24 protein-coding genes are annotated in these 22,210 nt (G+C 44.1%); 18 read left to right on the forward strand and 6 right to left on the reverse strand.

The genetic code is table 11. The annotated features are described in order from the left end of the window. Positions 1-2 precede the first annotated feature (2 nt). The 7 genes from BLT41_RS00295 to gltX all read left to right on the forward strand — a co-directional run bounded on the left by BLT41_RS00295 (position 3) and on the right by gltX (position 7,999). The gene (locus BLT41_RS00295; RefSeq protein ID WP_092157155.1) at positions 3-1,403 is read left to right on the forward strand and encodes a sigma-54-dependent transcriptional regulator; all 1,401 of its coding nucleotides are present in this window, start codon (positions 3-5) and stop codon (positions 1,401-1,403) included. Between the two features lie 632 nt (positions 1,404-2,035). Continuing rightward, entirely contained in the window at positions 2,036-3,226 is a 1,191-nt protein-coding gene (locus BLT41_RS00300; RefSeq protein WP_092157158.1) for a quaternary amine ABC transporter ATP-binding protein, read from the forward strand. Position 3,227: 1 nt separating this feature from the next. Next, positions 3,228-4,058 (forward strand): ABC transporter permease, encoded by an 831-nt coding sequence (locus BLT41_RS00305; protein WP_092157160.1) that lies wholly within the window; start codon positions 3,228-3,230, stop codon positions 4,056-4,058. Between the two features lie 25 nt (positions 4,059-4,083). Next, positions 4,084-4,935 (forward strand): glycine betaine ABC transporter substrate-binding protein, encoded by an 852-nt coding sequence (locus tag BLT41_RS00310; RefSeq protein WP_092157162.1) that lies wholly within the window; start codon positions 4,084-4,086, stop codon positions 4,933-4,935. Between the two features lie 156 nt (positions 4,936-5,091). Next, on the forward strand, positions 5,092-6,147 hold the full coding sequence (locus BLT41_RS00315) for an HDOD domain-containing protein (RefSeq protein WP_092157163.1): 1,056 nt from the start codon (positions 5,092-5,094) through the stop codon (positions 6,145-6,147). 79 nt (positions 6,148-6,226) lie between these two features. Then, positions 6,227-6,451: a NifU family protein gene (locus BLT41_RS00320; protein ID WP_092157164.1), complete on the forward strand. Its 225-nt coding sequence runs from the start codon at positions 6,227-6,229 to the stop codon at positions 6,449-6,451. A gap of 153 nt (positions 6,452-6,604) precedes the next feature. Beyond that, positions 6,605-7,999 carry a glutamate--tRNA ligase gene (gene gltX / locus BLT41_RS00325; RefSeq protein ID WP_092157165.1) on the forward strand — a complete coding sequence of 465 codons (1,395 nt, stop codon included), beginning with the start codon at positions 6,605-6,607 and terminating at the stop codon, positions 7,997-7,999. Positions 8,000-8,059: 60 nt separating this feature from the next. On the opposite strand, the gene BLT41_RS00330 is transcribed toward gltX, so the two are convergent. Continuing rightward, the gene (locus BLT41_RS00330; protein WP_170830275.1) at positions 8,060-8,743 is read right to left on the reverse strand and encodes a substrate-binding periplasmic protein; all 684 of its coding nucleotides are present in this window, start codon (positions 8,741-8,743) and stop codon (positions 8,060-8,062) included. 237 nt (positions 8,744-8,980) lie between these two features. Next, positions 8,981-9,652, reverse strand: coding sequence for a substrate-binding periplasmic protein (locus BLT41_RS00335; protein ID WP_170830276.1), 672 nt, complete (start codon positions 9,650-9,652; stop codon positions 8,981-8,983). A gap of 306 nt (positions 9,653-9,958) precedes the next feature. On the opposite strand from BLT41_RS00335, the gene ggt reads away from it, so the two are divergent. Next, positions 9,959-11,629: a gamma-glutamyltransferase gene (ggt, locus tag BLT41_RS00340; RefSeq protein WP_092157169.1), complete on the forward strand. Its 1,671-nt coding sequence runs from the start codon at positions 9,959-9,961 to the stop codon at positions 11,627-11,629. A 36-nt stretch (positions 11,630-11,665) separates the two neighbouring features. Here the strand turns inward: ggt and BLT41_RS17360 are convergent, their stop codons facing one another. Genes BLT41_RS17360 through BLT41_RS00345 form a run of 3 tightly spaced genes read right to left on the reverse strand, consistent with a single transcriptional unit; the run spans position 11,666 to position 12,315 of the window. Next, positions 11,666-11,809, reverse strand: a complete 144-nt coding sequence (locus BLT41_RS17360; RefSeq protein WP_170830277.1) for a hypothetical protein — start codon at positions 11,807-11,809, stop codon at positions 11,666-11,668. Between the two features lie 18 nt (positions 11,810-11,827). Beyond that, entirely contained in the window at positions 11,828-11,950 is a 123-nt protein-coding gene (locus tag BLT41_RS17730) for a hypothetical protein (RefSeq protein WP_280141287.1), read from the reverse strand. Between the two features lie 32 nt (positions 11,951-11,982). Beyond that, entirely contained in the window at positions 11,983-12,315 is a 333-nt protein-coding gene (locus BLT41_RS00345) for a CGGC domain-containing protein (protein ID WP_092157171.1), read from the reverse strand. Between the two features lie 558 nt (positions 12,316-12,873). On the opposite strand from BLT41_RS00345, the gene BLT41_RS00350 reads away from it, so the two are divergent. The 3 genes from BLT41_RS00350 (at position 12,874) to BLT41_RS00360 (ending at position 16,284) form a co-directional block, all read left to right on the forward strand. Beyond that, entirely contained in the window at positions 12,874-13,863 is a 990-nt protein-coding gene (locus BLT41_RS00350; RefSeq protein ID WP_092157173.1) for a TAXI family TRAP transporter solute-binding subunit, read from the forward strand. A 29-nt stretch (positions 13,864-13,892) separates the two neighbouring features. After that, on the forward strand, positions 13,893-15,821 hold the full coding sequence (locus BLT41_RS00355) for a TRAP transporter permease (protein WP_092157174.1): 1,929 nt from the start codon (positions 13,893-13,895) through the stop codon (positions 15,819-15,821). 100 nt (positions 15,822-15,921) lie between these two features. Beyond that, entirely contained in the window at positions 15,922-16,284 is a 363-nt protein-coding gene (locus tag BLT41_RS00360; RefSeq protein ID WP_092157175.1) for a SpoIIAA family protein, read from the forward strand. Positions 16,285-16,362: 78 nt separating this feature from the next. Here BLT41_RS00360 and rpmB read toward each other — a convergent pair whose 3' ends face one another. Further along, positions 16,363-16,584: a 50S ribosomal protein L28 gene (rpmB, locus tag BLT41_RS00365; protein ID WP_092157176.1), complete on the reverse strand. Its 222-nt coding sequence runs from the start codon at positions 16,582-16,584 to the stop codon at positions 16,363-16,365. Between the two features lie 183 nt (positions 16,585-16,767). Between rpmB and BLT41_RS00370 the strand changes: the two genes are divergently transcribed. From BLT41_RS00370 to fabF, 7 genes are all read left to right on the forward strand, one after another. Next, positions 16,768-17,286, forward strand: a complete 519-nt coding sequence (locus BLT41_RS00370) for a YceD family protein (protein WP_092157177.1) — start codon at positions 16,768-16,770, stop codon at positions 17,284-17,286. A 47-nt stretch (positions 17,287-17,333) separates the two neighbouring features. Continuing rightward, the gene (gene rpmF, locus BLT41_RS00375) at positions 17,334-17,513 is read left to right on the forward strand and encodes a 50S ribosomal protein L32 (RefSeq protein ID WP_092157178.1); all 180 of its coding nucleotides are present in this window, start codon (positions 17,334-17,336) and stop codon (positions 17,511-17,513) included. Further along, positions 17,506-18,531, forward strand: a complete 1,026-nt coding sequence (plsX, locus tag BLT41_RS00380) for a phosphate acyltransferase PlsX (RefSeq protein WP_092157179.1) — start codon at positions 17,506-17,508, stop codon at positions 18,529-18,531. The genes rpmF and plsX overlap by 8 nt, the downstream gene beginning before the upstream one ends. A gap of 114 nt (positions 18,532-18,645) precedes the next feature. Next, positions 18,646-19,629 (forward strand): beta-ketoacyl-ACP synthase III, encoded by a 984-nt coding sequence (locus BLT41_RS00385; protein ID WP_092157180.1) that lies wholly within the window; start codon positions 18,646-18,648, stop codon positions 19,627-19,629. A gap of 190 nt (positions 19,630-19,819) precedes the next feature. Beyond that, positions 19,820-20,563 (forward strand): 3-oxoacyl-[acyl-carrier-protein] reductase, encoded by a 744-nt coding sequence (gene fabG, locus BLT41_RS00390; RefSeq protein WP_092157181.1) that lies wholly within the window; start codon positions 19,820-19,822, stop codon positions 20,561-20,563. A gap of 30 nt (positions 20,564-20,593) precedes the next feature. Beyond that, a complete protein-coding gene (locus BLT41_RS00395) occupies positions 20,594-20,821 on the forward strand; it encodes an acyl carrier protein (RefSeq protein WP_092157183.1) in 228 nt (75 codons plus the stop codon). Positions 20,822-20,949: 128 nt separating this feature from the next. Further along, entirely contained in the window at positions 20,950-22,188 is a 1,239-nt protein-coding gene (gene fabF, locus BLT41_RS00400; RefSeq protein ID WP_092157184.1) for a beta-ketoacyl-ACP synthase II, read from the forward strand. Positions 22,189-22,210 lie beyond the last annotated feature (22 nt).

Genomic DNA, 22,210 nt, shown 5'->3' on the forward strand with positions numbered 1-22,210 from the left:
ATATGACCATAAATGATAAAAATGTACTTATTGTAGATGATGAGCCCTCTCTGAGATTGCTGATCAGAGCTATTCTTGAAGATGACGGCTGGACTGTTCACGAAGCTGTTTCAGGCGAACAAGCCCTTAAAATGCTTCCCTCCCTTACACTGAATACCGCACTGATTGATATGCGCATGGACGGCATGGACGGCATGACTCTACTCACAGAGATACATGCAAAAGTTCCGGGACTCCCGATCATAATGCTCACAGCTTACGGCAACGTCGGTTCTGCGGTTGTGGCAATGAAGCATGGCGCTTTCGACTACCTCACTAAACCGGCAGACAATGAGGAGCTTAAAGCCGTTATGGCAAAAGCTCTCGATTATTCCAGACTTGTGGGCGAAAATAAGAGGTTGAGATCTGCGGTTGAAGCTACTGAGCGGATGATCGGAAACAGTCAGGCGATGCGAGATGTTAAGGAACTCATAGAACAGGCCGGACCTTCCGAAGCAACAATTCTGGTGCTCGGAGAATCCGGTACAGGTAAAGAACTTGTAGCCGAAGGTCTGCACCGCGCAAGTCACAGAGCGAACAAACCTCTTATAAAAGTCAACTGCGCCGCCCTTCCTGCCAACCTTCTTGAAAGTGAACTGTTCGGTTATGTAAAAGGAGCCTTCACAGGAGCCACAATAAACAAACCGGGTAGATTTCAACTGGCATCCGGCGGCACTCTTTTCCTCGATGAAATCGGAGAATTGGAACAAGTTCTTCAAGCAAAAATTTTAAGGGCAATTCAAGAAAAAATAGTTGAACCCCTAGGCAGTGTTGCTCCTGTCGAAACAGATGTCCGCATAATTGCCGCAACCAACCGGAACCTGAAAGCGGAAGTGGAAAATGGAACCTTCAGAGAAGACCTTTTTTACAGACTGAGTGTTCTGGAAATACGCATTCCTCCTTTGAGAGAAAGACCCAGCGACATTCCCGCTCTGGTTGCACATCTACTGGAAAAACTGGGACGCAAGAATAACAAAAAAGTTCGTTCAGTCAGCCCTTCTTTCCTTGATGCTCTCAGCCGTTACGGATGGCCCGGCAACGTCCGCGAACTTGAAAATGTACTTGAACGGGCTATCATACTAAGCAGGTCGGAAGTACTCGGCACCGAACTTCTGCCTCCGCAAGTACTTAGTCCTTCTCCTGCCCCGGTAAAAGGGGGCTCAGCAGAACCTGCTTCTAAACCCGACTATGTACCGTTGCCGCGCAAGACAACTTCGACATCACTTGATGACGCAGAACGCCAGGCATTAATTGACGCGCTTGAAGCAAATCAAGACCACCGCGAACGGACTGCGGACGCGCTCGGGATCAGCCGCAGAACGTTGCAGTACAAACTTAAAAAATACGGGCTTACCAGAAGGTAATTTTTCTACCCCGAACAGACTCCCGTCTGCACTAAAAAAACCTGCAATCAGGACAACTCAATACAAGTTGTCCTGATTTTTTTTAGCCTCATTCTATGCTTACCCTTTGAGCAACTTTAATTCACATAAAAAGGATGATTTTCGAGATTTTAGTAACACCTGCTTAACCCCCACCATGCCTACATTCACACGCTTTTATGTATTAAAATAATTTTTGCATTTTTATCGATTTAATTCTCAAAAAATCTAGCCTTTTTTACGCAAAACTTGTAACATTTGACAACGTACTCTTATTTAACTAACCTTAATAAAAGAAAAGACCCGTTCACTTCCCATAAAAAACAACAAATTGCTGTTTCAAATCAAACTTGTTTAGCAATTAAAAATCAAATTTTGCATCCAAAGTAAAACACATATACATATAGCATCATCCCCAATTTACAACAGTAAAACAAACACACAACAATACTTCATAATGTTAATTTTAAATACTACATTAAAAGTTACTTTAAAAGTACATTAAATACATTAAAAAGGAGAACGGACGCAGAAAAAAAATCTGCGAACCTCTTCTTTTTGCCCGCTTCAAAATAAAACGAAAGCGGCTCTTTTTCATTTTAACCGGAGAAGTCATGGAAAAAATTCGCGTAGAAAACCTTTACAAAATCTTTGGCCCGCAATCGGGAAAAGTCATCCCGATGCTCGAACAGGGAATATCTAAAGATGAGATCATGAAAAAAACCAAACACGGTGTCGGCGTAAATAACGCCTCATTCTCAGTTGAAGAGGGTGAAATCGTGGTGGTAATGGGCTTATCGGGTAGCGGAAAATCCACTCTCGTCAGGTGTATCAATAGACTTATCGAGCCTACTAAAGGCCACATTTATATCGATGGTATCGACATCACAGCTTTAGATAAAAATGAACTTCGTAAAGTAAGACTTCAAAAATTGGGAATGGTTTTCCAGAATTTCGCTCTCTTCCCTCACCGTACAGTCCTTCAAAATACTGAGTACGGACTTGAAATCAAAGGGATGGACCCCGAAGAACGGAGCAAAAAAGCATATGAAGCTCTTGAGCTTGTAGGACTTAAGGGATGGGAAGAATCACTTCCCAGTCAACTTTCCGGAGGAATGCAGCAACGTGTGGGATTAGCCCGCGCTCTGGCTTTAGACCCGGACATCCTTCTTATGGATGAAGCATTCAGTGCACTTGACCCACTCATCCGCCGCGACATGCAGGATGAGCTTATCAGCCTTCAAGAACGCATGCAGAAAACCATCCTTTTTATCAGCCACGATCTTGATGAAGCCCTGAAACTGGGCGACCGTATTGTGCTTATGAAAGATGGTGAAATTGTTCAGGTCGGCACACCGGAAGACATTCTCACCAGTCCAGCTAATGATTATGTACGCCGCTTTGTTGAAGATGTAGATATAACAAAAGTACTCACAGCTGAATCAGTAATGAAGAAAAGTGAAGCAGTTGGACATATCAAAACTGACGGACCAAGATCTTCTCTGAGAAAGATGCGCAAAAACAACATCTCCAGTCTTTTCATTTTAAATGAAGACCGCAGACTCATGGGCGTAGTAAACGCACAGGACTGTGCCCGTCTTGTTGAAAAGGACTGCCGCGATCTTACAAGCGCCATCTGTACATCCTGCAAAACAGCTCACCTTGATACCCCGGCTCAAGATCTATTTATCATCATGCAGGACCTCGGCTACCCGCTGGGTATTGTTGATGACGATAACCGTTTCAGAGGCGTAGTTGTCCGAGGTTCTCTAATAGCCGCCTTGGCCGAAAGAGGAGGTAATTAAAATGGATATACCACGTATTCCCGTAGGAAAAACAATTGAAGCCGGTATTGATTTTCTGGTCGAACATTGCTCATTTGCAACCAGAGCTTTCTCTGACGTGCTTGATACAGGTTTGGATATTGTCCAGACCGGCATGCTCGCCCTTCCTCCATTGGTCTTTATCCTCATAGTCGGACTGGTCACATGGAGACTTTCTAAAAGCTATAAAATTGGTATCTTTTCAATTGCCGGACTGCTGCTGATCCTGAACATGGGATTATGGAAAGCAACCGTCAGTACCATAGCACTGGTCATAGTCTCAACCCTTATGGCTCTTATGATCGGCGTGCCCACCGGCATTCTTGCCGCCATGAACAAATACGTAAACAAGACAGTCATGCCTGTGCTCGATGTAATGCAGACCATGCCGGCTTTCGTATACCTCATTCCTGCAATCCCTTTCTTCGGACTGGGTAAGGTTGCCGCTATTTTCTCAACTGTCATTTTCGCAATGCCTCCGGCCATCCGGTTCACATGTCTCGGCATTCAGCAGGTTCCAAAAGAACTCATTGAATGTTCAGAAGCCTTCGGTTCCACCCGCTGGCAACGACTGGTTAAACTTGAACTGCCGCTTGCTACCCCAACTATTATGGCAGGAATCAATCAGACTGTTATGCTGTCTCTATCCATGGTCGTTATTGCCGCCATGATCGGAGCCAAAGGACTCGGTGGAGAAGTCTGGAAAGCTATCCAGCGCCTCCAGATGGGTAAAGGATTTGAAGCAGGCATCGGCATTGTTATCGTTGCCATAATCATGGACCGCGTACTTCAGAAATTAGGTTCAAGAAAATAATCACTCTTACAACACGGAGAAACGCATGAAAAAGATTCTTACACTTCTTATGGCTGCCCTGCTTATTGCCTCGCTCAGCGCTACGGCTTTTGCTGGCGATAAAAAAGTTAAACTAGCCTACGTCGAATGGGACTGCGCAACAGCAACAACAAATGTAATCCAGGCAGTACTTCAAGAACGCATGGGATACGAAGTAGAAATCCTCCCCGTTGCAGCTGCAATCATGTGGCAGGCTGTCGGAACAGGTGATGTTGACGCTACAGCAGCAGCATGGCTACCTATTACTCACGCTGACTATTTGAAAAGAGTTGAAAATAATGTCGTAGACCTCGGCCCTAATGTAACCGGTGCAAAACTCGGATGGGCTGTTCCTTCATATGTAACAGTCGATTCAATTGCAGACCTCAATCAATATGCCGACAAATTAGACGACAGAATAATCGGAATTGATCCCGGTGCCGGAATCATGACTCTGTCTGAAAAGGCTATAGAAGAATATAAACTTAAAGATTTGGAATTAATGGAAGGCTCAGGAGCAACCATGACTGCAAGTCTTAGCAACGCAATCAAGAACAAAGAGTGGATTGTTGTTACAGCTTGGTCTCCTCATTGGCTTTTCGGTCGTTGGGATATGAAATTTTTAAAAGATCCTAAAGGCATCCTCGGCGGAGAAGAAACTATTAACACTGTCGTTCGCAAAGGACTCAAAGAAGACAAACCTGAAGTATACGCATTTCTGGATAAATTCGCATGGAAAGATGCTAAACAGTTTCAGATGGTGATGGCTTGGAATCAGGAAGAAGGCGCTGATCCTTATGAAAATGCTAAGCGTTTCATCAAGGAAAACAAAGAACAGGTCGACTCCTGGCTTAAATAAGCTCTATCTATAGTCTCTCAAAATTCAAAGCCCGGGAAAAGTTTTTTTCCCGGGCTTTGTTATGGACTTCGCATTAATTGCAATCACTGCTTTGCTAACAACTTTTTTTAATGTAATATTAATATAGAGATTTAACCTAAAGCAAGGCGAAACCATATGACCCAAGATACAACCATCCCCGAGCACACACTTCAAGCAGCTACAGCCCTGATGGAAGATCGCTTTGCACATGCCGACAAAAACAAGCCTGTCCTGAACACACTATTTGAACTCGGAGTTGCTCAGGTAGCAAGGGATTTGGCAGAGCACCCGGAACTTTATAAAGAATCCCCTCCCTTGCCCATGCCCACGGAAAGATTTGAACCGGTCGACCCCATATCGCTCATGCATTCCGATATAAAACTCCCATCCCTGCCGCAGGTTTTTCTTGAAATGAGACAGGTTATTAATGATCCGGCCAGTTCCGCAACAGACGTTGCTAGAGTTATTTCACAGGACACAGCTTTATCCGCTTTTCTTCTACGCATGGTAAACAGCGCTTTTTACAGTTTTCCTTCCCAGATAGACACTATTTCGAGAGCTGTAGCGGTTATCGGAACAAAACAACTTTCGACTCTTGCTTTAGGCACCTCCGTAATGGACATGTTCAAAGGCATTCCTACCAACATACTTGACCTTGAACTCTTCTGGAGACACAGCTTTGCCTGTGGCATCATTGCCAGTCAATTAGCTAAAATGTTCAAAAACGGTTCGCCGGAAAAATGTTTCGTAGCAGGACTTCTGCACGACATAGGCCGCCCTGTATTCATGATGGCCCTGCCGGACAGAGCTATTGCCGCAACAGCCATATCCAGAAACAAAAAAGCTCTGATGTTCAAGGCCGAAAGAGTTGTTGCCGGATTTGACCATGCAGAACTTGGCGGCATGCTTCTGCGCAAATGGAATCTCCCCTTCTCTCTTGTTACAGCTGTTCTTTATCATCATAATCCTGCCAAAGCTGTAAAAACGCCCGAAGCTCTCTATGTTTACTTTGCCAATATTATTGCAAAAACACTCGGCATAGGCGGCAGCGGAGACTTTTTTATTCAGGACGTAAAAAACCAGAGATGGGAAGAGAACGGCCTCACCCCGGAAAAAATTAGGGAGCTTAACAGCGGGCTTGCCCCGATTCTGGATGACGCCTTTGCTATTTTGACCACCATGAAATCTTAACCAACTTAAATCCTCCCTGCGTTGACAAGGTCAGTTAAAGGCATTATTTGACAATGCATAACAAACCGGAGGATTTACCATGTACGATAAAGTCGAAGCTGCACTCGAAAAAGTCAGACCCTTTTTACAAGCTGACGGCGGCAACGTTGAACTCGTTGAGGTAACAGATAAAGGCTTTGCAATGGTCCGGCTTCAGGGCGCATGTAAAGGCTGTCCCATGTCTCAAAAGACATTGAGAAGTGTTATCGAACGCACCTTACTCAAGGAAATTCCTGAACTTAAAGGTGTTGAATCTGTTGATTAAATACATGTCCGGGACTTTAAAACCCCGGTCAATTTAATATAAAAAAGCACTTACGCGTTATAAAGCGCACTGACTTCAAGTACTCTGACCGCCCTACGAGGCGGATTTTTCAATTATAAGCCTTTTTCATAACAAAGGTCAGGAGATATTCCGATGAGCAATACAGTAACACGCTTCGCCCCCAGCCCTACCGGGCATTTACATATCGGCGGCGCAAGAACCGCACTTTTTTCATGGCTTCTGGCCCGTCGCAACAACGGAAAATTTGTTCTGCGTATTGAAGATACAGACCAGAAAAGATCTACTCAGGAATACACAGACGCCATTCTTGATTCCATGAGATGGCTTGGCATAGATTGGGACGGCGAACTGATGTATCAGAGCGAACGATTTGATCTATACAACAGCTACATAGACAAGCTCCTTGAAGATGGAAACGCCTATTGGTGTGACTGTACATCCGAGCAGGTTGATGCCATGCGCGAAAAGGCCATGCTTGAAAAACGCAAACCTAAATATGACGGTTCCTGCCGCGACAAAAACATCGGCCCCGGCGAAAACCGGGTAGTCAGATTTAAAGCTCCTCTCGAAGGGCGTACCTCTTTCAATGACATGATCAAGGGGCCTATCGTCATAGAAAACGCTGAAATGGATGACATGATCCTTCGCCGCTCCGACGGTGCTCCGACTTATAACCTCGCAGTTGTGGTTGATGATCATACCATGGGAATTACGCAAGTTCTGCGCGGAGATGACCACATTAACAACACTCCCCGCCAGATTCAGATATACAAGGCTCTCGGCTGGGATATTCCGCGCTTCGGTCATGTCCCTATGATTCTGGGACCGGATAAGAAAAAACTTTCCAAAAGACACGGCGCTCTTTCCGTCATGGAATATGAAAAGATGGGATATCTGCCCGAAGCTGTTGTGAACTATCTAGTGCGCCTCGGCTGGTCACACGGTGATCAAGAAATATTCTCCAAAGAAGAACTGTTCGAACTTTTCAACACTGAACATCTCGGCAATTCACCATCAGTTTTCGACACCAAGAAACTGGACTGGGTGAACTGTGAATACATCAAGGCAAAAGCTCCGGCGGAACTTATTCCCGGAATGCGCTCTTTCCTTCCTGAAGGAACTGAAGTTGCGGATGAATATCTGGAAAAAATTATTCCTCTGCTTCAGCCACGCGCAAGCAACTATAAAGAAATGGCCGACATGTGCGATTTCTTCTTAGTAAGCGCTGATAAATTGGAATATAATGAAGCTGCTGTTGCAAAAGTATTCACACCCGAAGCGATAGCTCACCTCAAAGAGTTGACCTCTAGAATTGAAGCAGACACTGAATTCAGCCATGACTCTCTTGAGGCTATTCACACTGGATATCTTGCTGAAAAAGGACTCAAATTCAAAGCAATCGGACAGCCTGTACGCCTCGCACTCTGCGGAAAAGTACAAAGCCCCGGTGGACTTTACGATCTGATGCTCGTTATGGGTAAAGATGAAAGCATTGCACGTATGAAAAAAGCTATGACACTAGTCTAAGCCTCTATTCCCAATTACCAAAAACTGAAAAAGCTCCGTACTTACTAAGTACGGAGCTTTTTATTTTTCCTTACATGGCTCAAAATAACTGTCTATTATGAGCTGATAAGCTCCGCCTTTTTTTATTCCGTCTAAAGCTTTCTGCCATTTCAAAACAACTCCATCCGGAATGTGAGCTGCAAAAGCAATATACCCTTCCGCCTTCATCACACATGGACCTACTTTTTCGAACATTGACTCATCAATATCCGGAACCTCTTTTAAAAATTCCCGTATGATTCTATCGCCCATTGGAACAAGGTCAACATACCCTTTTAATAACTTGCGGAAATCTGATCTCTGACAGGAACTCACATCAAGATTAGTAAATCCCTTCTCTTTTAAAAATTGGTGATAAAGATCATCGCGAGTAACAGAAATTTTGCCTACCTTTTTAGCATCTTCAAAGCTGTCGATATTAATAGATGATCCTTTTTTGCGATAAAAATGAACCTCATTACTGAAAACAGGGCCTACAAACTTAAAAAACTTCTCCCGTTCCGGCGTGCGCGCCATAGGAAAAAGCACATCACTCGAGCCATCTCTAAGTTTTTGATAAGCTCTGGGCCAAGGATAAAAGACTATTTCGGAAGAATGCTCACCAACCTGCCCCATAAGCAAACGAACAATATCCACAACAAACCCTTCGGCATGATCATCAACTTGATAGCTGTATGGAGGATAATTCTCCGTCATTATCTTCATATGGCCTGCAAAAACCTGAACAGGCATAAGTAATAAAAAGAATACGAAGACTGATGTGCGGATATGATTATTCATGATTTAAAAATAGATCAGAGAAAAATAAAAAGCAATTCCTTATGGAATTTAATCCGCTAAAATGCTTTTAATCCGTATTTAGCCAATTTTTTCAGCACAGCAATATCAAATTTCTTAAAATTTAAGCAGCATAACCGCTTAAACGACACAGGAGAATAAACTTTATTCGTTGTGCAAATTTAGATATTTATCCACAATTTTCTGATATTCTCCCGATTCTTTCAATTCATCTAAAGCCTTTTGCCATTCCAAAACTACCGTATCCGGCACATGAAGACCAAAAGCAATATACCCCGAAGCGGAGCAGATTGGAGGACCGACTCTTTCAAACATTGACGAATCAAGATCAGGCAAATCAATAAACATCCGTTGCAACATCTCGTCAGAAATAGAAATTAAGTCAACACGCCCTTTCAAAAGTTTATGAAATCCTGCTTCATAAGACGACCCGGCATCAAGATTAGTAAAGCCTTTCTGGGCCAGAACCTGATGAGGAAAAGTGCTGCGGACTACTCCGATTTTACTCACTGCTTTAGCGTCATCAATAGTTACAACATTAACATTTGAACCTTTCTTGCGATAAAGAAACTCAGAAGTTTTAAAAACAGGTCCCACAAATTTAAATTTATTTTCTCGCTCAGGTGTTCTGGCCATGGAAAAAAGAACATCACCAGATCCATTCTCAAGGCTACGATACCCTCTTGCCCACGGAACAAATACAATATTGGTTTCACTCTCTCCGACATTTTCCATAATCAAACAGACTAGATCGTAAACGATCCCTTTTGCTATCCCGTCTTCTTTATAATTATATGGAGGATGGTTTTCTGCCATTACTTTTAAATCTCCGGCACAGGCAGGAGAGTTATTCAGCAGCAAAACAAAAACTGAAAGAAAAATAATTATTTTTTTTATCATTATTATTCAGAACTAAAACAAAGATAATTTAAAATCAATTCTTGCATGAACTTTTCAACAAGAATATATTACTGGTACAATATTAATGTAACTAAAAAATAATACACATACACTAAATAATGCTATCAACATTTCTGCAATAGCCATTTTCACCTTATGTAATTAATCATTTTCAGGTAAATTCAAGTTTGCAATAAGCTAATTTAAAATGGAGAATTATATATGTCCTCCTTTGAAATATCCCGACACGCTCAACCGGAATTCACCTTCAATTCTAGAAGAACACCAGTCTACTCTACCAAAGGTATGGTTGCATCCAGCCAGCCGGCAGCCACCGAAGCGGGACTTGAAATGCTTCGCGCTGGAGGAAATGCGGCAGACGCTGCCATTGCTACTGCCGCCGCTCTTGCTGTGCTGGAACCATGCAGCACAGGTCTCGGCGGAGATGCATTTGCTCTCTTCTACAATGGAGCAAACAATAAAGTCTCAGCCCTTAATGGATCAGGTAAATCGCCACGTGAAATGACTCTTAAAAAGATTCAAGACATGGGCATCAAACACTCACTGCCCACGCGCCATGCCCTGACTGTAAATGTTCCGGGAGCATGTGCCATGTGGTGCGACATGGTAGACAGATTCGGCAGCCTGCCGCTTTCAAAAATTTTCGCTCCGGCAATACGATATGCAGAAGAAGGCTTTCCCGTAAGCTCTGTTACAGCAAGCCTCTGGAAAAACGGGGAAGAAGAAATTCTCACCACAAGCCCCGGCGGAATGACTTTGCTTCTGAACGGCAAAGCTCCCAAAGCCGGAGATATCATGCACAACAGAGCGCTCAGCGAAGTATTGCGACAGCTTTCATCGCACACCCCGCAAGAAGCTAAAAAGCTATTTTACACCGGAGAAATTGCAAGAAAAATAGTAAAGGCCGTCCGCGAAAATGGAGGTATGCTTTCCACCGAAGACATGACTTCTCATGAAAGCTTATGGGGAGAATCCATCAAAACCGACTACAGAGGTTACGAAGTTCACGAATGTCCGCCCAATGGACAGGGACTCGCGGCTCTGCTTGCTTTAAACACCCTCGAGAACATCGATCTTGCGGGTAAAGGTTCTCCATACTCCGCTAAAAGACTGCACTACCAGATAGAAGCAATGCGCCTCGGTTTCGCAGATGCAAGACAGCATATTGCGGACCCTCATGTATATGAAACTCCTTTGAGCGCTCTCCTTTCTAAAAAATATGGAGCTAAAAGAGCTGAGGAAATATATTCAGACAAAGCAAACCCGGATGCGAAACACGGCGTACCCGTAAACAGTTCCGACACAGTGTATTTTAATGTTGTGGATAAAGAAGGCAACGGATGTTCCATGGTCAACTCAGTTTACATGAATTTTGGAACCGGCATTGTCCCGGAAGGGTTAGGATTTTCATTGCAGAACCGTGGACACAACTTCTCTCTGAACCCTGCTCACCCGAATGTGCTGGCTCCGGGCAAAAGAACCTATCACACTATCATTCCCGGTATATGCTTGCGCAAGAATGGATCACTCCACTCTGTTTTCGGGGTGATGGGCGGTTTTATGCAGCCGCAGGGACATTTGCAGGTAATATCAGCCATGCTGGATGACGCAGCTAATCCGCAAGAAGCTCTTAACCGTTTACGCTTTTGTATTGAACCGGGCGAGGCTGGAGGAAAAGTTTGCGTCGAGGAAGGTTTCCCCGCTGAAACGCTCAATCAACTTTCACAAATGGGACATAAAATTGAGGTTAGAGAGGGATATAAACGAGTACTTTTCGGACGTGGACAGATCATTTCAAGAGACGAAACAACCGGAATACTTTGCGCAGGATGTGATCCTAGATCAGACGGAACGGCAAACGGTTTGTACTAAAAAGGCCACCTTATTAAAAGGCGGCCTAATAAAAATCTAAGAATTATCCAATGCCGTTACAATCGCAGCACATACAGCAACTGCAGCACGGGCATCATCCACAAAAAAGTCCACACCGTCTTTTGAAAACTTTGCGCGCCACATACAATCATCCATGCTCCGTCGGCAGAGATCTTCCATTTGAAAAGAATATCCCTTCTACTTCATATTTTCCGCAGCCTGCAAGGCGATATTAACATCTTGCGCAGCATGGGCAGGAGCATCCGCACCCATAAGTTCTACAAGACGTTTTTCCAATTCTTCAGTCTTTAATTCGGGCATTTAATGTCTCTCAATAAAAGTTTTCAATTCACCTAATGGGTGTAATCCAGAATTTCAATTTCCGGGCCTACTTTCCGAATAACAGCACTCTTAATCTCTTCAAAAAAAGGGCAGGCATATCCAATTGGATTTCCTTTCGAGATACATGAAGCAAAAGCAATAATTTCTGCACCCCGATCAACCATCATTTTTGCACGGGCTACAGCCCTTTTTCCCGGACAGCCACCGCAACTGACAAAACCGACAATTTCAACAGGACCAGTAGACTCAAATCCTAGTGTCCCATTTGCTGTAACTTTGAAATCCATTGATCCCGGGCAGATATCCTCTGTTTGCAAACACCGAATAATTCCAACTTTTTTCATTTGATCTATTTCCCGTACTCAGTACTTGGTACCCATCCCTCAAGAACGGAACAAAACATCCTTTGAATCGAACCAATTAAATTAGCTTTGCGACTAATTTAATACACGCTTATAACACTCAGACCACTTATGACAAGAATCATACTCTATTACGAGGAAATACTAATAATTAACTTAGAAATCTTAAATTAATATTAAAGTATCCAACAAAAAAACACTTCACTCATTTCACATTACAATATCCAAAAATGCTTTTATAAAACATTTCATTTTTACTATATTGTAAAACACACATCACTTCCTTTAATCTTTACGCAAAAACACAACATTATTATGTGTTTTTTAACATTCCTATGCATTAAAATTTCTTATTACATAATAACAGAAGAACAAACATATTGTTACAGTTGTGTCTGATTCCCCAATCAAAGAGAAGAAAACGTCACAACTTCATTACAACTGGAGTTTTAAACAATTTTATAATACATATTTTCATACTTAAAAATTTTAAAATAGCCATTGATCTCAACTGATAAACAAAGCAACTCTGGAGAAAACATGTTTAAAAGACTTTCCTGTCTGCTCTTAACCTGCATCATCGGTATAACCTTTTCCGTAGCACCTTCACAGGCAAGCGATAAAAACCTCATCATAGCAACTGCAACAACGGGTGGAACTTTCTACCCCGTCGGAGTTGCAATCGGCACGCTCATAAGTATCAAGCTTTCAAAAAAGGATAAAATAACCGCCACTGCTATCAACTCCGCAGGTTCCGGTGAAAACATCCAGATGCTTAAAAACAAAGAAGCCGATGTTGCTATCCTGCAAGCTCTTTACGGCCTCAATGCGTATAAAGGAGAGGGACCATACAAAGGAAAAGCATACAAGGATTTCAGATCCATCACTATGCTCTGGGAAAACGTTGAGCATTTCCCGTTGCTGAAAAAGTACGCAAAGAAAGGTAACATTGAGGACCTGAAAAATCTGGATCAAAAATTTTCAATAGGTAAGCGAGGCAGCGGATCCGAAGGTTCAGGACGGACTCTGCTAAAGATCATGGGAATAGATGTAGACAAAGACGTTATACTTGAATTTATCGGCTACACTCCTTCCGCACAGGCTATGATGGACGGCCGTATTGCCGGTGCAAACATTCCTGCCGGACCTCCTGCCGCAGCCATTACTCAACTTTATGCACAGCTCGGTTCAGACGATGTAACCGTTCTAGAATTCACTGATGCTCAGCTTGCCAAAATTCAGGAACAGTACCCCATCTGGAACAGATATGTGATCCCCGCCGGAACATACCCTTCACAGAAAAGCGACATCAACACTATTGCGCAGCCTAACTTTCTGGCATGCCGCGCCGACCTCTCCGATGAAGTTGTCTACCTAATGACTAAAACTATTTATGAGAATCTGTCTTTCCTGAACAATATCCACAAGGCAACCAAAGCAATGAGCCTTGAACGAGCCACAATAGGTCTTCCCGTTCCGCTCCATCCCGGCGCCGAAAAATATTACCGCGAAGTCGGTATAATTAAATAAAAGTTTCAGACCAGATTTAGGAAAAACTCATGGCTGAAATTAAAAAAGCACAACCCGAGGTTAAAGAAGATTCCGAAGGGGAAACTCTGGCTATAAAAAGAGTTCTGGAAGGCCGAACCGCTCAAATTATTTATGCAATGGGCATAATTTGTTCATTGTTTCATCTATGGGTAAACACAATCGGAGTGATGCCCGAGATTCAGCGAAATGCTATCCATTATTCTTTTATGCTGTTTATCGGATTCCTTCAGTATCCGCTTTTAAAAAAACATGGACGGGCAACCCTGCCTATAGATTATTTTCTGGCAATCCTGTCTTTTGCAATAGGTCTTTATCTGGTCTTTTTTGAAGATGCCCTGCATATGAGAAATGAAGTCCCGATCATGGTGGACCTTATTGCGGCAGGGCTGGCTGTTGTTCTGCTCATGGAAATAACCAGACGCACGACAGGATTTTTAATACCGGCTCTGGCAATCGTATTTCTGGCATACGGCCTCGGCGGCGGGCGCTACCTTGACGGATTATGGCATTTCCCGGGCGTAACAGTGCCTAGAATGCTTTACCGCATGTATTTTGCTCCTGACGGAATATTCGGAACCATTGCGACAATATCCAGTACATTTGTATTTCTCTTTGTTCTTTTCGCATCATTTCTAATTAAATCAGGAGCCGGAGATTTTATAATAAAACTGGCTTTAGCAACTATGGGCCGGACCATCGGAGGTCCTGCCAAAATGGCTGTTTTCGCCAGCGGAATAATGGGATCTATATCCGGCAGCGCAGTTGCAAACACAGTCGGAACAGGTTCCATAACCATTCCCATGATGAAAAGAACCGGATTTCCAAGCAAGTTTGCAGGAGCAGTTGAAGCGGCCTCATCCACAGGGGGACAGCTGATGCCCCCGATTATGGGTGCGGGAGCGTTTATAATGAGCCAATGGACTCAAATCCCTTACCTTACAATCGTCGGAGTGGCATTCATTCCTGCAATTATGTACTTCGTCAGTGTGGCTTTCTTCATCCATCTTCGGGCAAAAAAATTAGGTATAAAGCCTATCCCGAAAGAAGATATTCCGAAACTTCGCGAAGTAATAAAAGAAGGCTGGAATTTTTTCATCCCCATCGGGATACTGATGGGACTGCTGATGGTAGGATACACGCCTACATTTGCAGCCTGCGGCGGGATAGTCGCAATTGTGATATCCAGCTGGCTTAATCCCAGAACACGCATGTCGGGCAGGGATATCCTCGACGCGCTTGCCGGCGGCGGCGTGAACATGGTCACAACAGGTGTAATTCTGCTTTGCTCCGGCATTGTGGTAGGCGTCGTTCTCATGGTCGGCATGGGAATCAAGTTCTCAATGCTGATAACAATGCTCGCAGGAGACAGCCTGCTTCTAACCATCCTGATGGTTGCCATAGCATCCCTTATTTTGGGAATGGGACTACCCGTAACCGCGTCCTACATAGTTTTAGCGGTGCTAGCCGCCCCTGCCATGCAAATGCTCGGCACAAGCCTGATTGCAGCTCACATGCTTATTTTCTGGTATTCGCAAGATGCCAACGTAACCCCTCCTGTATGTCTTGCGGCTTACAGTGCAGCTGGAATATCCGGCTCGAAACCTCTTGAAACAGGCATTGAGTCATGGAAAATTGCTAAAGGGCTTTATATTATACCGCTACTATTCTGCTACACCCCGATCCTTTTTGAAGGCCCTTTATGGATGGTTGCGGAAACAGTTATCACCGCGACAGCAGGCTTATTCTGTTTTGCTGTGTTCTTTGAAGGATTCAATACATATACCCTTAATATTCTTCAAAGAACTGCCTATGCAGGCGTGGCGGGACTGCTCCTCTGGCCCGACATAAAACTTCATGCGCTGGGCGCTGTTTTATTGACAGCCATGTTTTTGCGGGAACGGTCAATATTTAGAAAACAGGCTTTCGAAGTTGCATAATTATTTTTTTTTAACATAGAAAAAAAGATGAAAAAGTTTTATACAGTCAAGTAGCGCACTCTCTCTTTAATGCACAATTGAAAACCAATGGAGACTGACCATGATTGAAATTATGCCTGAAAGTAAAGGTCGTATGCTGGCTGTAAGAGCAAGTAAGAAATTAACTGAAAACGATTACGCGGAAGTTTGGATTCCAGCTCTTCAAAAAGTAATTGAGGAACATAAATCAGCCAATGTACTGCTCTACATGGATGAAAATTTTGAAGGATGGGAACTCAAAGCCATGTGGGAAGACGCCAAATTCGGCTTTGCCCATCGCAATGATTTCAATAAAATTGCAATAGCAGGCGGATCGGCATGGGTGGAATGGGGATCAAAAATAGCTTCGGCTCTCATAAATTGCGAACTTAAAGTATATGAACCGGAAAAATTATCTGAAGCTCTAATCTGGGTGGCAAAATAACATTTCGTATGACAAAAAAAGCCCCGACCAATAAAGATCGGGGCTTTTCACACGGCAGCCGTGTAGAAATTAAGAAGTCTAATCAGCTTTATTTTCAGCTTTCTTAGCAACGGGCTTAATGACCGAGCCAGAACGAATGCAACGAGTGCAAGCTTTGATGCTTTTTACTTCACCGCTAGGGAGCTGAGTGCGAACACTCTGAAGATTAGGCATAAAACGTCTTTTGGACTTGTTGTTAGCGTGAGATACGTTGTTGCCTGTCTGGGGCCTTTTACCACATATATCGCATACTTGGGACATGATGAACCTCCTTATTGAACTTACCTTTTCGTATTTGCATGAAACTCACAAACCTTGCCAAGAAGAATTGCTCCTGCCACGCAAAAGAGGTATCATTTAAACGTTGGCTCAGAAAAATGCAAGCTCTTTTTCCTTGACATTAGAAAAAAAACTCATATAGGAAACCATTCCGCGAGGAAAAATATGGCAGAACTTTGGATTACATTAAACGACATCCCTGAAGAGGGCAAAGATTTAGTTTTTGATGATCAGACCTTTTGGACTGATGCATGGAAAAACTATAACATAGACGCTCGTCCAGCGACACCTCTTATTTCGGAAGTATTTATACTCCCACAGGATAACGGATGTCTCGTCCGGGGTAAAACATCCGGAGCAATCACACTTGTTTGCGACAGATGCACGGCAGACTACAAGCAGAATATTTCAACCAAGTTCGATGAATTTGAGCAGGTTGCAACCGCCGAGGACACGGAACCGTCCCCGGTTGTTAAAACCAAAGAAGGCTTAAAAATCGAAATTGGGGCTCTCCTCTGGGAGCATTTCGTCATGGCTCTACCCGTAAAACCCTTATGCAACAACGATTGCAAGGGACTTTGCGACAAATGCGGAGCTGATTTAAACAAAGACGGATGCTCCTGTAAAAAAGAAGAGGGCGATCCAAGGCTTGCGGTTTTCCGCAATCTTAAGATAAAGAACTAAATTCCGGTTCGAATGGACCGGGTCAAAATCACTCTCAGGAGACAGTCATGGCACAGCCTAAAAAGAAAACTTCCAAGTCCCGTAGAAATATGCGCAGGTCTCACGACCACGTAGAAACTCCTAACATCCTATTCTGTGATTGCGGTGAACCTATCATTGCTCACAGAGCTTGTTCCTCTTGCGGTACCTATAAGGGTCGCCAGGTAATCACTTCTGAAGATGCCTAAAACCCTTCCCCGCATTGCAGTTGACGCCATGGGTGGCGATCACGGTCTTACGGGAATAGTTTCCGCTGCGGTTAGTTCCGCAAAGAAAGGAACTCCGATAACTTTGGTTGGAGATGAGTACATGATCCGGTCCGAGCTTGAAAAGCTTGATACCGGATCATGTACTATTGACGTTGTTCACGCATCACAGGTTGTCACAATGGAAGACAAGCCTGCCGATGCCATGCGTAAAAAAAAGGACTCGTCAATTCAGGTTGCCTGTAGACTTGTTAAGGATGGCCTCGCTGACGGAGTTGTCAGCGCAGGTAACTCCGGAGCAACTGTAGCCGCCGGCATGTTTATCATAGGAAGAATCAAAGGTGTGCTAAGACCCGGAATGGCCGGTATTCTGCCCACCGAAAAAAGACCTATGGTGCTTATCGATGTTGGAGCCAACGTCGATTCCAAGCCGGAACACCTTCTCCAATTCGGAATTATGGCCGATGTTCTTGCCCGTGACGTTCTTGGTTTTAAAGAACCTCGCATAGGACTTTTGACCATTGGTGAAGAAGAAGGCAAAGGGAATACTCTGGTAAAAACCACCTACAATATGCTCAAAAGTTCTTCACTGAATTTTGTCGGTAATATTGAAGGCAGGGATATTTTTACCGGAGATGTTGACGTTGCAGTCTGCGACGGATTTGTCGGCAATGTTGCACTCAAGCTTTCAGAAGGTCTTGCCAACAGCCTTGGCAATCTCCTTAAAGGAGAGCTAAAACGCGATATTGTTTCAAAAATCGGTGCAATGCTGGCAATGAAGGCTTTCAAAAGATTCGGTAGACTGGTAGATAAATCTGAATATGGCGGAGCACCCGTACTCGGATTAAAAGGTATTGTCCTTGTCTGCCATGGTAAAGCCGATAGTCTGGCAATTGAGCGAGCCATTGAAATGGCCGCACGATTTGTAAAAAACAATGCTGTTGCTCATCTAAAAGAAGGTCTGGCCGCGCACAGTGCAATAACCGAGCGCAAACTATAAAAAGTAGCCGGATAAGTTAATTCTTCATACCCGGATGTATACAGATATTTTTTACAGGAAGGCTTCGTTCACAGGAGAACTTCACCCTCCCAGTCAAAAACAGGAACTGTAACAATGAGTAATTTCTCCTATATCAGAGGGCTTGGCTATCATGTCCCTGAAAGAGTTTACACTAATGCCGATCTTGAAAAATTTGTCGACACCACAGATGAATGGATAAGCTCTCGAACTGGAATAAAACAGCGTCACGTTGTTGAAAATGAAACGTGTCTTGATCTGACTTTTGAAGCGACTCAGAAAGCTCTCAAAAATGCAGGAATGGAAGCGGACGAACTTACGCACATTTTAGTTGCAACTTTCACCGCCGACACAATAATCCCCTCAACAGCATGTCTGCTGATGGAACGACTAGGCCTCAAACATAGAATCCCGATGGATATCTCTGCAGCTTGCTCGGGCTTTGTATACGCCGTAGAAGTTGCCAGAGCTCTTATCAATTTAAATCCCGACTCTAAGATCCTTGTCTGCGGAAGCGAAGTCTTAACCAGCCGCGTAAACTGGGAAGACCGTTCCACCTGCGTTCTCTTTGGGGACGGAGCCGGAGCAATCATCCTCACCTCGGAAGACTGCGAGAATTCAGGTAAAGTAATTGACGTACTGCTTTCCTCCGAAGGCGAAAGTGAAACATTGACTGTAAGAGGGTCCGGCTCAGCCTACCCATACAAGTTAGGTGATGTTGTCGGAGAAGAACACTTTATCCAGATGCAGGGTCGTTCAATCTACAGAAAAGCTGTCAGATCCATGTCTTCTATTTCAAATGAAATACTCGCAAAACATGGTTTTACAACTAAAGACGTAGATCTACTCATTCCGCATCAGGCCAATTTGCGCATTATTGAGGCTGTCGGTAAAAAACTTGAACTTCCTACCGAGAAAGTTTTTGTAAATGTTGATAAATTCGGCAATACCTCAGCAGCATCAATCCCGATTGCTCTTGCAGAAGCAAAGGAAATCGGCGCGATAAAAAGTGGAGATCTCGTCCTGTTAGCCACTTTCGGAGGCGGATTGACCTGGGGATCAACCTTGATTCAATTTTAAATTTCATACATTTGCACGGTTCTGTCTACCAAAACAGACACTCTCAACAGTCAGAAATAATTAAATTTTATTTAATTTATTAAACATATTGAGATCAACTTTCGCAGAACGCGGATAGATTAAATTTGCAGTCAAAGCCGCTTTAGGCTATGAGACGCAGGACTAGACAAATTATACAGAGGAAATACCTATGAGTGATCTGCCAAGCACCGCCCTTATTACGGGCGGATCAAGAGGCATAGGAGAAGCTTGCGCCAAGAAAATGGCTAAAGACGGCTTTGAGGTAATCATTACCTACGTGAGCCGCCCTGACGGAGCGGACAGAGTCTGTTCCGAAATTGAAGCCGCCGGCGGAAAAGCAAAATCCTACAAACTGGATTCTTCTGACAGTGAAGCTGTTACCTCCTTTTTCAAAAATGAAATTAAAGGAAAGGTAAAACTTGACGTTCTGGTAAACAATGCCGGAATCACTAAAGATGGACTCCTTGTCCGTATGAAAAACGATGACTGGAACAAAGTTCTGGACATCAACCTTACAGGCGCTTTCACTTTTCTACGCGAATCCGCAAAGATTATGATGAAACAGCGTTATGGAAGAATCATTAATATTTCCTCAGTAGTAGCTCAGGCCGGCAATGTCGGTCAGGCAAACTACGTTTCGGCCAAGGCCGGTCTTATCGGACTGACTAAAGCCAGCGCCATTGAACTTGCTCCGCGCAATGTCACCGTGAATGCCGTCGCACCGGGATTCATAAAAACAGACATGACCGCTGAACTGTCTGAAGAAGTGGTGGCGCATATGCTGGAAAATATACCGCTGAAAAAACTCGGAACATCCGATGATATAGCTAATGCAGTTTCCTTCCTCGCGTCGGAAAACTCCGGTTATATTACGGGACAGACTCTCGCTGTTAACGGCGGGATGTACATGTAAAGAAACAAACTTAATGATTTGGAGGGGACCATGTCCGCAGCTGAAAAAGTAAAAGCAATTATCGTAGACCAGCTTGGCGTATCCGCAGATGAAATTAAAGACGAAGCTTCCTTTGTTGAAGATCTCGGTGCAGATTCTCTTGATCTGACCGAACTCATCATGGCAATGGAAGAAGAATTCGACATCGAAATCGAAGACGAAGACGCTCAGAAGATCCTTAAAGTCAAAGACGCCATCAGCTTTGTTGAAGGCAAATAGTCGACTCTACTTGATCTAGACAAGGCTTTTGAATGAGCGCCTTACTCAGCCCTAGCGGGCGTAAGGCGCTCCTTTTTTTCAATGGCCATTGATAATAATCTCCAACACATCTTACAGGCTATAATACCATGAACAGGGTAGTAGTAACCGGCCTTTCCGCCATCACCCCTATCGGTAATGACATAGATACCAGCTGGAACAACCTCCTTGCTGGTAAATCCGGCATCGCTAAAATAACATCTTTTGATGCGAGTGAATTCACATCTCAGATTGCTGGCGAAGTCAAAAATTTTGACCCCAAAGATTTCATCCCTCACAAACAGGCTAAACGCATGGAACGGTTCACACAGCTAGCTGTGGCCGCTGGCGAGCAGTTGCTCGAAAATGCGAAGTTTAAGCCTGAAGGTGATGATTGCAAACGCACAGGCGTGGTTATCGGGGTAGGTCTTGGCGGTCTTCAGACCATTGAGACCCAGCACGCAAAACTGCAAAAAAGCGGTCCTAGAAAAATTACTCCTTTCTTTATCCCAATCATCATCGGAAATATGGCAGCCGGACAGGTCTCCATCTTTTCGGGAGCACGTGGACCGAACATGTGTATGTGTACAGCATGCGCTTCCGGTACACATTCCATCGGCGCAGCATATACCGACATTATGCTCGGACGTGCAGACGTTATGATTTGCGGTGGTACAGAATCAACCATTACTCCTTTGGGTTTTGCAGGATTTACTTCCATGAAAGCCCTTTCCACCCGCAACGACGATCCCGAAAAAGCTTCTCGCCCATTCGATAAGGGTCGCGACGGGTTTATTATGGGTGAAGGATGCGGTCTGCTCCTTCTGGAATCACTTGATCACGCAAGAGCACGCGGCGCTGAGATCCTTGGTGAAGTCGTAGGTTTCGGAGCTTCATCCGATGCTTACCACATGACTGCTCCACCGGAAGATGGACGCGGAATGGCTTTAGCCATGGAAGCTGCCATCCGCGAAGCGGGCATTGATCCTTCACAGGTTGATCATATCAACGCACACGGAACTTCTACATATTTGAATGATTTTTGCGAAACGAAAGCTATCAAAAAAGTTTTCGGAGACCATGCACGCAACATCGCGATAACCGCGAACAAATCCCAGACCGGCCATCTCCTCGGCGGAGCGGGCGGCATGGAAGCTGTCTTCAGTATAAAAACGCTTGCAACCGGCATTATCCCCGGAACAGCAAATCAGCTTGAAGCAGATCCAGACTGTGATCTTGATTACGGCAAAGACGGAATGCGCAAAAAACAAGCAAATTACGTTCTGAGCAACTCATTCGGATTCGGTGGAACAAACGCCTGTATGCTCTTCAAAAAATTTGAAGATTAATTGGCCCCCTCTTTGTAAGGGA

It is taken from the genome of Maridesulfovibrio ferrireducens, from assembly GCF_900101105.1.
Lineage (GTDB): Bacteria > Desulfobacterota > Desulfovibrionia > Desulfovibrionales > Desulfovibrionaceae > Maridesulfovibrio > Maridesulfovibrio ferrireducens.

What these genes read in the sequence shown, in the direction of transcription:
- BLT41_RS00295 (WP_092157155.1), top strand. Translation starts at nt 3, where the DNA reads ATGACCATAAATGATAAAAATGTACTTATTGTAGATGATGAGCCCTCT.
- BLT41_RS00300 (WP_092157158.1), top strand. Translation starts at nt 2,036, where the DNA reads ATGGAAAAAATTCGCGTAGAAAACCTTTACAAAATCTTTGGCCCGCAA.
- BLT41_RS00305 (WP_092157160.1), top strand. Translation starts at nt 3,228, where the DNA reads ATGGATATACCACGTATTCCCGTAGGAAAAACAATTGAAGCCGGTATT.
- BLT41_RS00310 (WP_092157162.1), top strand. Translation starts at nt 4,084, where the DNA reads ATGAAAAAGATTCTTACACTTCTTATGGCTGCCCTGCTTATTGCCTCG.
- BLT41_RS00315 (WP_092157163.1), top strand. Translation starts at nt 5,092, where the DNA reads ATGACCCAAGATACAACCATCCCCGAGCACACACTTCAAGCAGCTACA.
- BLT41_RS00320 (WP_092157164.1), top strand. Translation starts at nt 6,227, where the DNA reads ATGTACGATAAAGTCGAAGCTGCACTCGAAAAAGTCAGACCCTTTTTA.
- gltX (WP_092157165.1), top strand. Translation starts at nt 6,605, where the DNA reads ATGAGCAATACAGTAACACGCTTCGCCCCCAGCCCTACCGGGCATTTA.
- BLT41_RS00330 (WP_170830275.1), bottom strand. Translation starts at nt 8,743, where the DNA reads ATGAAGATAATGACGGAGAATTATCCTCCATACAGCTATCAAGTTGAT.
- BLT41_RS00335 (WP_170830276.1), bottom strand. Translation starts at nt 9,652, where the DNA reads ATGGCAGAAAACCATCCTCCATATAATTATAAAGAAGACGGGATAGCA.
- ggt (WP_092157169.1), top strand. Translation starts at nt 9,959, where the DNA reads ATGTCCTCCTTTGAAATATCCCGACACGCTCAACCGGAATTCACCTTC.
- BLT41_RS17360 (WP_170830277.1), bottom strand. Translation starts at nt 11,809, where the DNA reads ATGGAAGATCTCTGCCGACGGAGCATGGATGATTGTATGTGGCGCGCA.
- BLT41_RS17730 (WP_280141287.1), bottom strand. Translation starts at nt 11,950, where the DNA reads ATGCCCGAATTAAAGACTGAAGAATTGGAAAAACGTCTTGTAGAACTT.
- BLT41_RS00345 (WP_092157171.1), bottom strand. Translation starts at nt 12,315, where the DNA reads ATGAAAAAAGTTGGAATTATTCGGTGTTTGCAAACAGAGGATATCTGC.
- BLT41_RS00350 (WP_092157173.1), top strand. Translation starts at nt 12,874, where the DNA reads ATGTTTAAAAGACTTTCCTGTCTGCTCTTAACCTGCATCATCGGTATA.
- BLT41_RS00355 (WP_092157174.1), top strand. Translation starts at nt 13,893, where the DNA reads ATGGCTGAAATTAAAAAAGCACAACCCGAGGTTAAAGAAGATTCCGAA.
- BLT41_RS00360 (WP_092157175.1), top strand. Translation starts at nt 15,922, where the DNA reads ATGATTGAAATTATGCCTGAAAGTAAAGGTCGTATGCTGGCTGTAAGA.
- rpmB (WP_092157176.1), bottom strand. Translation starts at nt 16,584, where the DNA reads ATGTCCCAAGTATGCGATATATGTGGTAAAAGGCCCCAGACAGGCAAC.
- BLT41_RS00370 (WP_092157177.1), top strand. Translation starts at nt 16,768, where the DNA reads ATGGCAGAACTTTGGATTACATTAAACGACATCCCTGAAGAGGGCAAA.
- rpmF (WP_092157178.1), top strand. Translation starts at nt 17,334, where the DNA reads ATGGCACAGCCTAAAAAGAAAACTTCCAAGTCCCGTAGAAATATGCGC.
- plsX (WP_092157179.1), top strand. Translation starts at nt 17,506, where the DNA reads ATGCCTAAAACCCTTCCCCGCATTGCAGTTGACGCCATGGGTGGCGAT.
- BLT41_RS00385 (WP_092157180.1), top strand. Translation starts at nt 18,646, where the DNA reads ATGAGTAATTTCTCCTATATCAGAGGGCTTGGCTATCATGTCCCTGAA.
- fabG (WP_092157181.1), top strand. Translation starts at nt 19,820, where the DNA reads ATGAGTGATCTGCCAAGCACCGCCCTTATTACGGGCGGATCAAGAGGC.
- BLT41_RS00395 (WP_092157183.1), top strand. Translation starts at nt 20,594, where the DNA reads ATGTCCGCAGCTGAAAAAGTAAAAGCAATTATCGTAGACCAGCTTGGC.
- fabF (WP_092157184.1), top strand. Translation starts at nt 20,950, where the DNA reads ATGAACAGGGTAGTAGTAACCGGCCTTTCCGCCATCACCCCTATCGGT.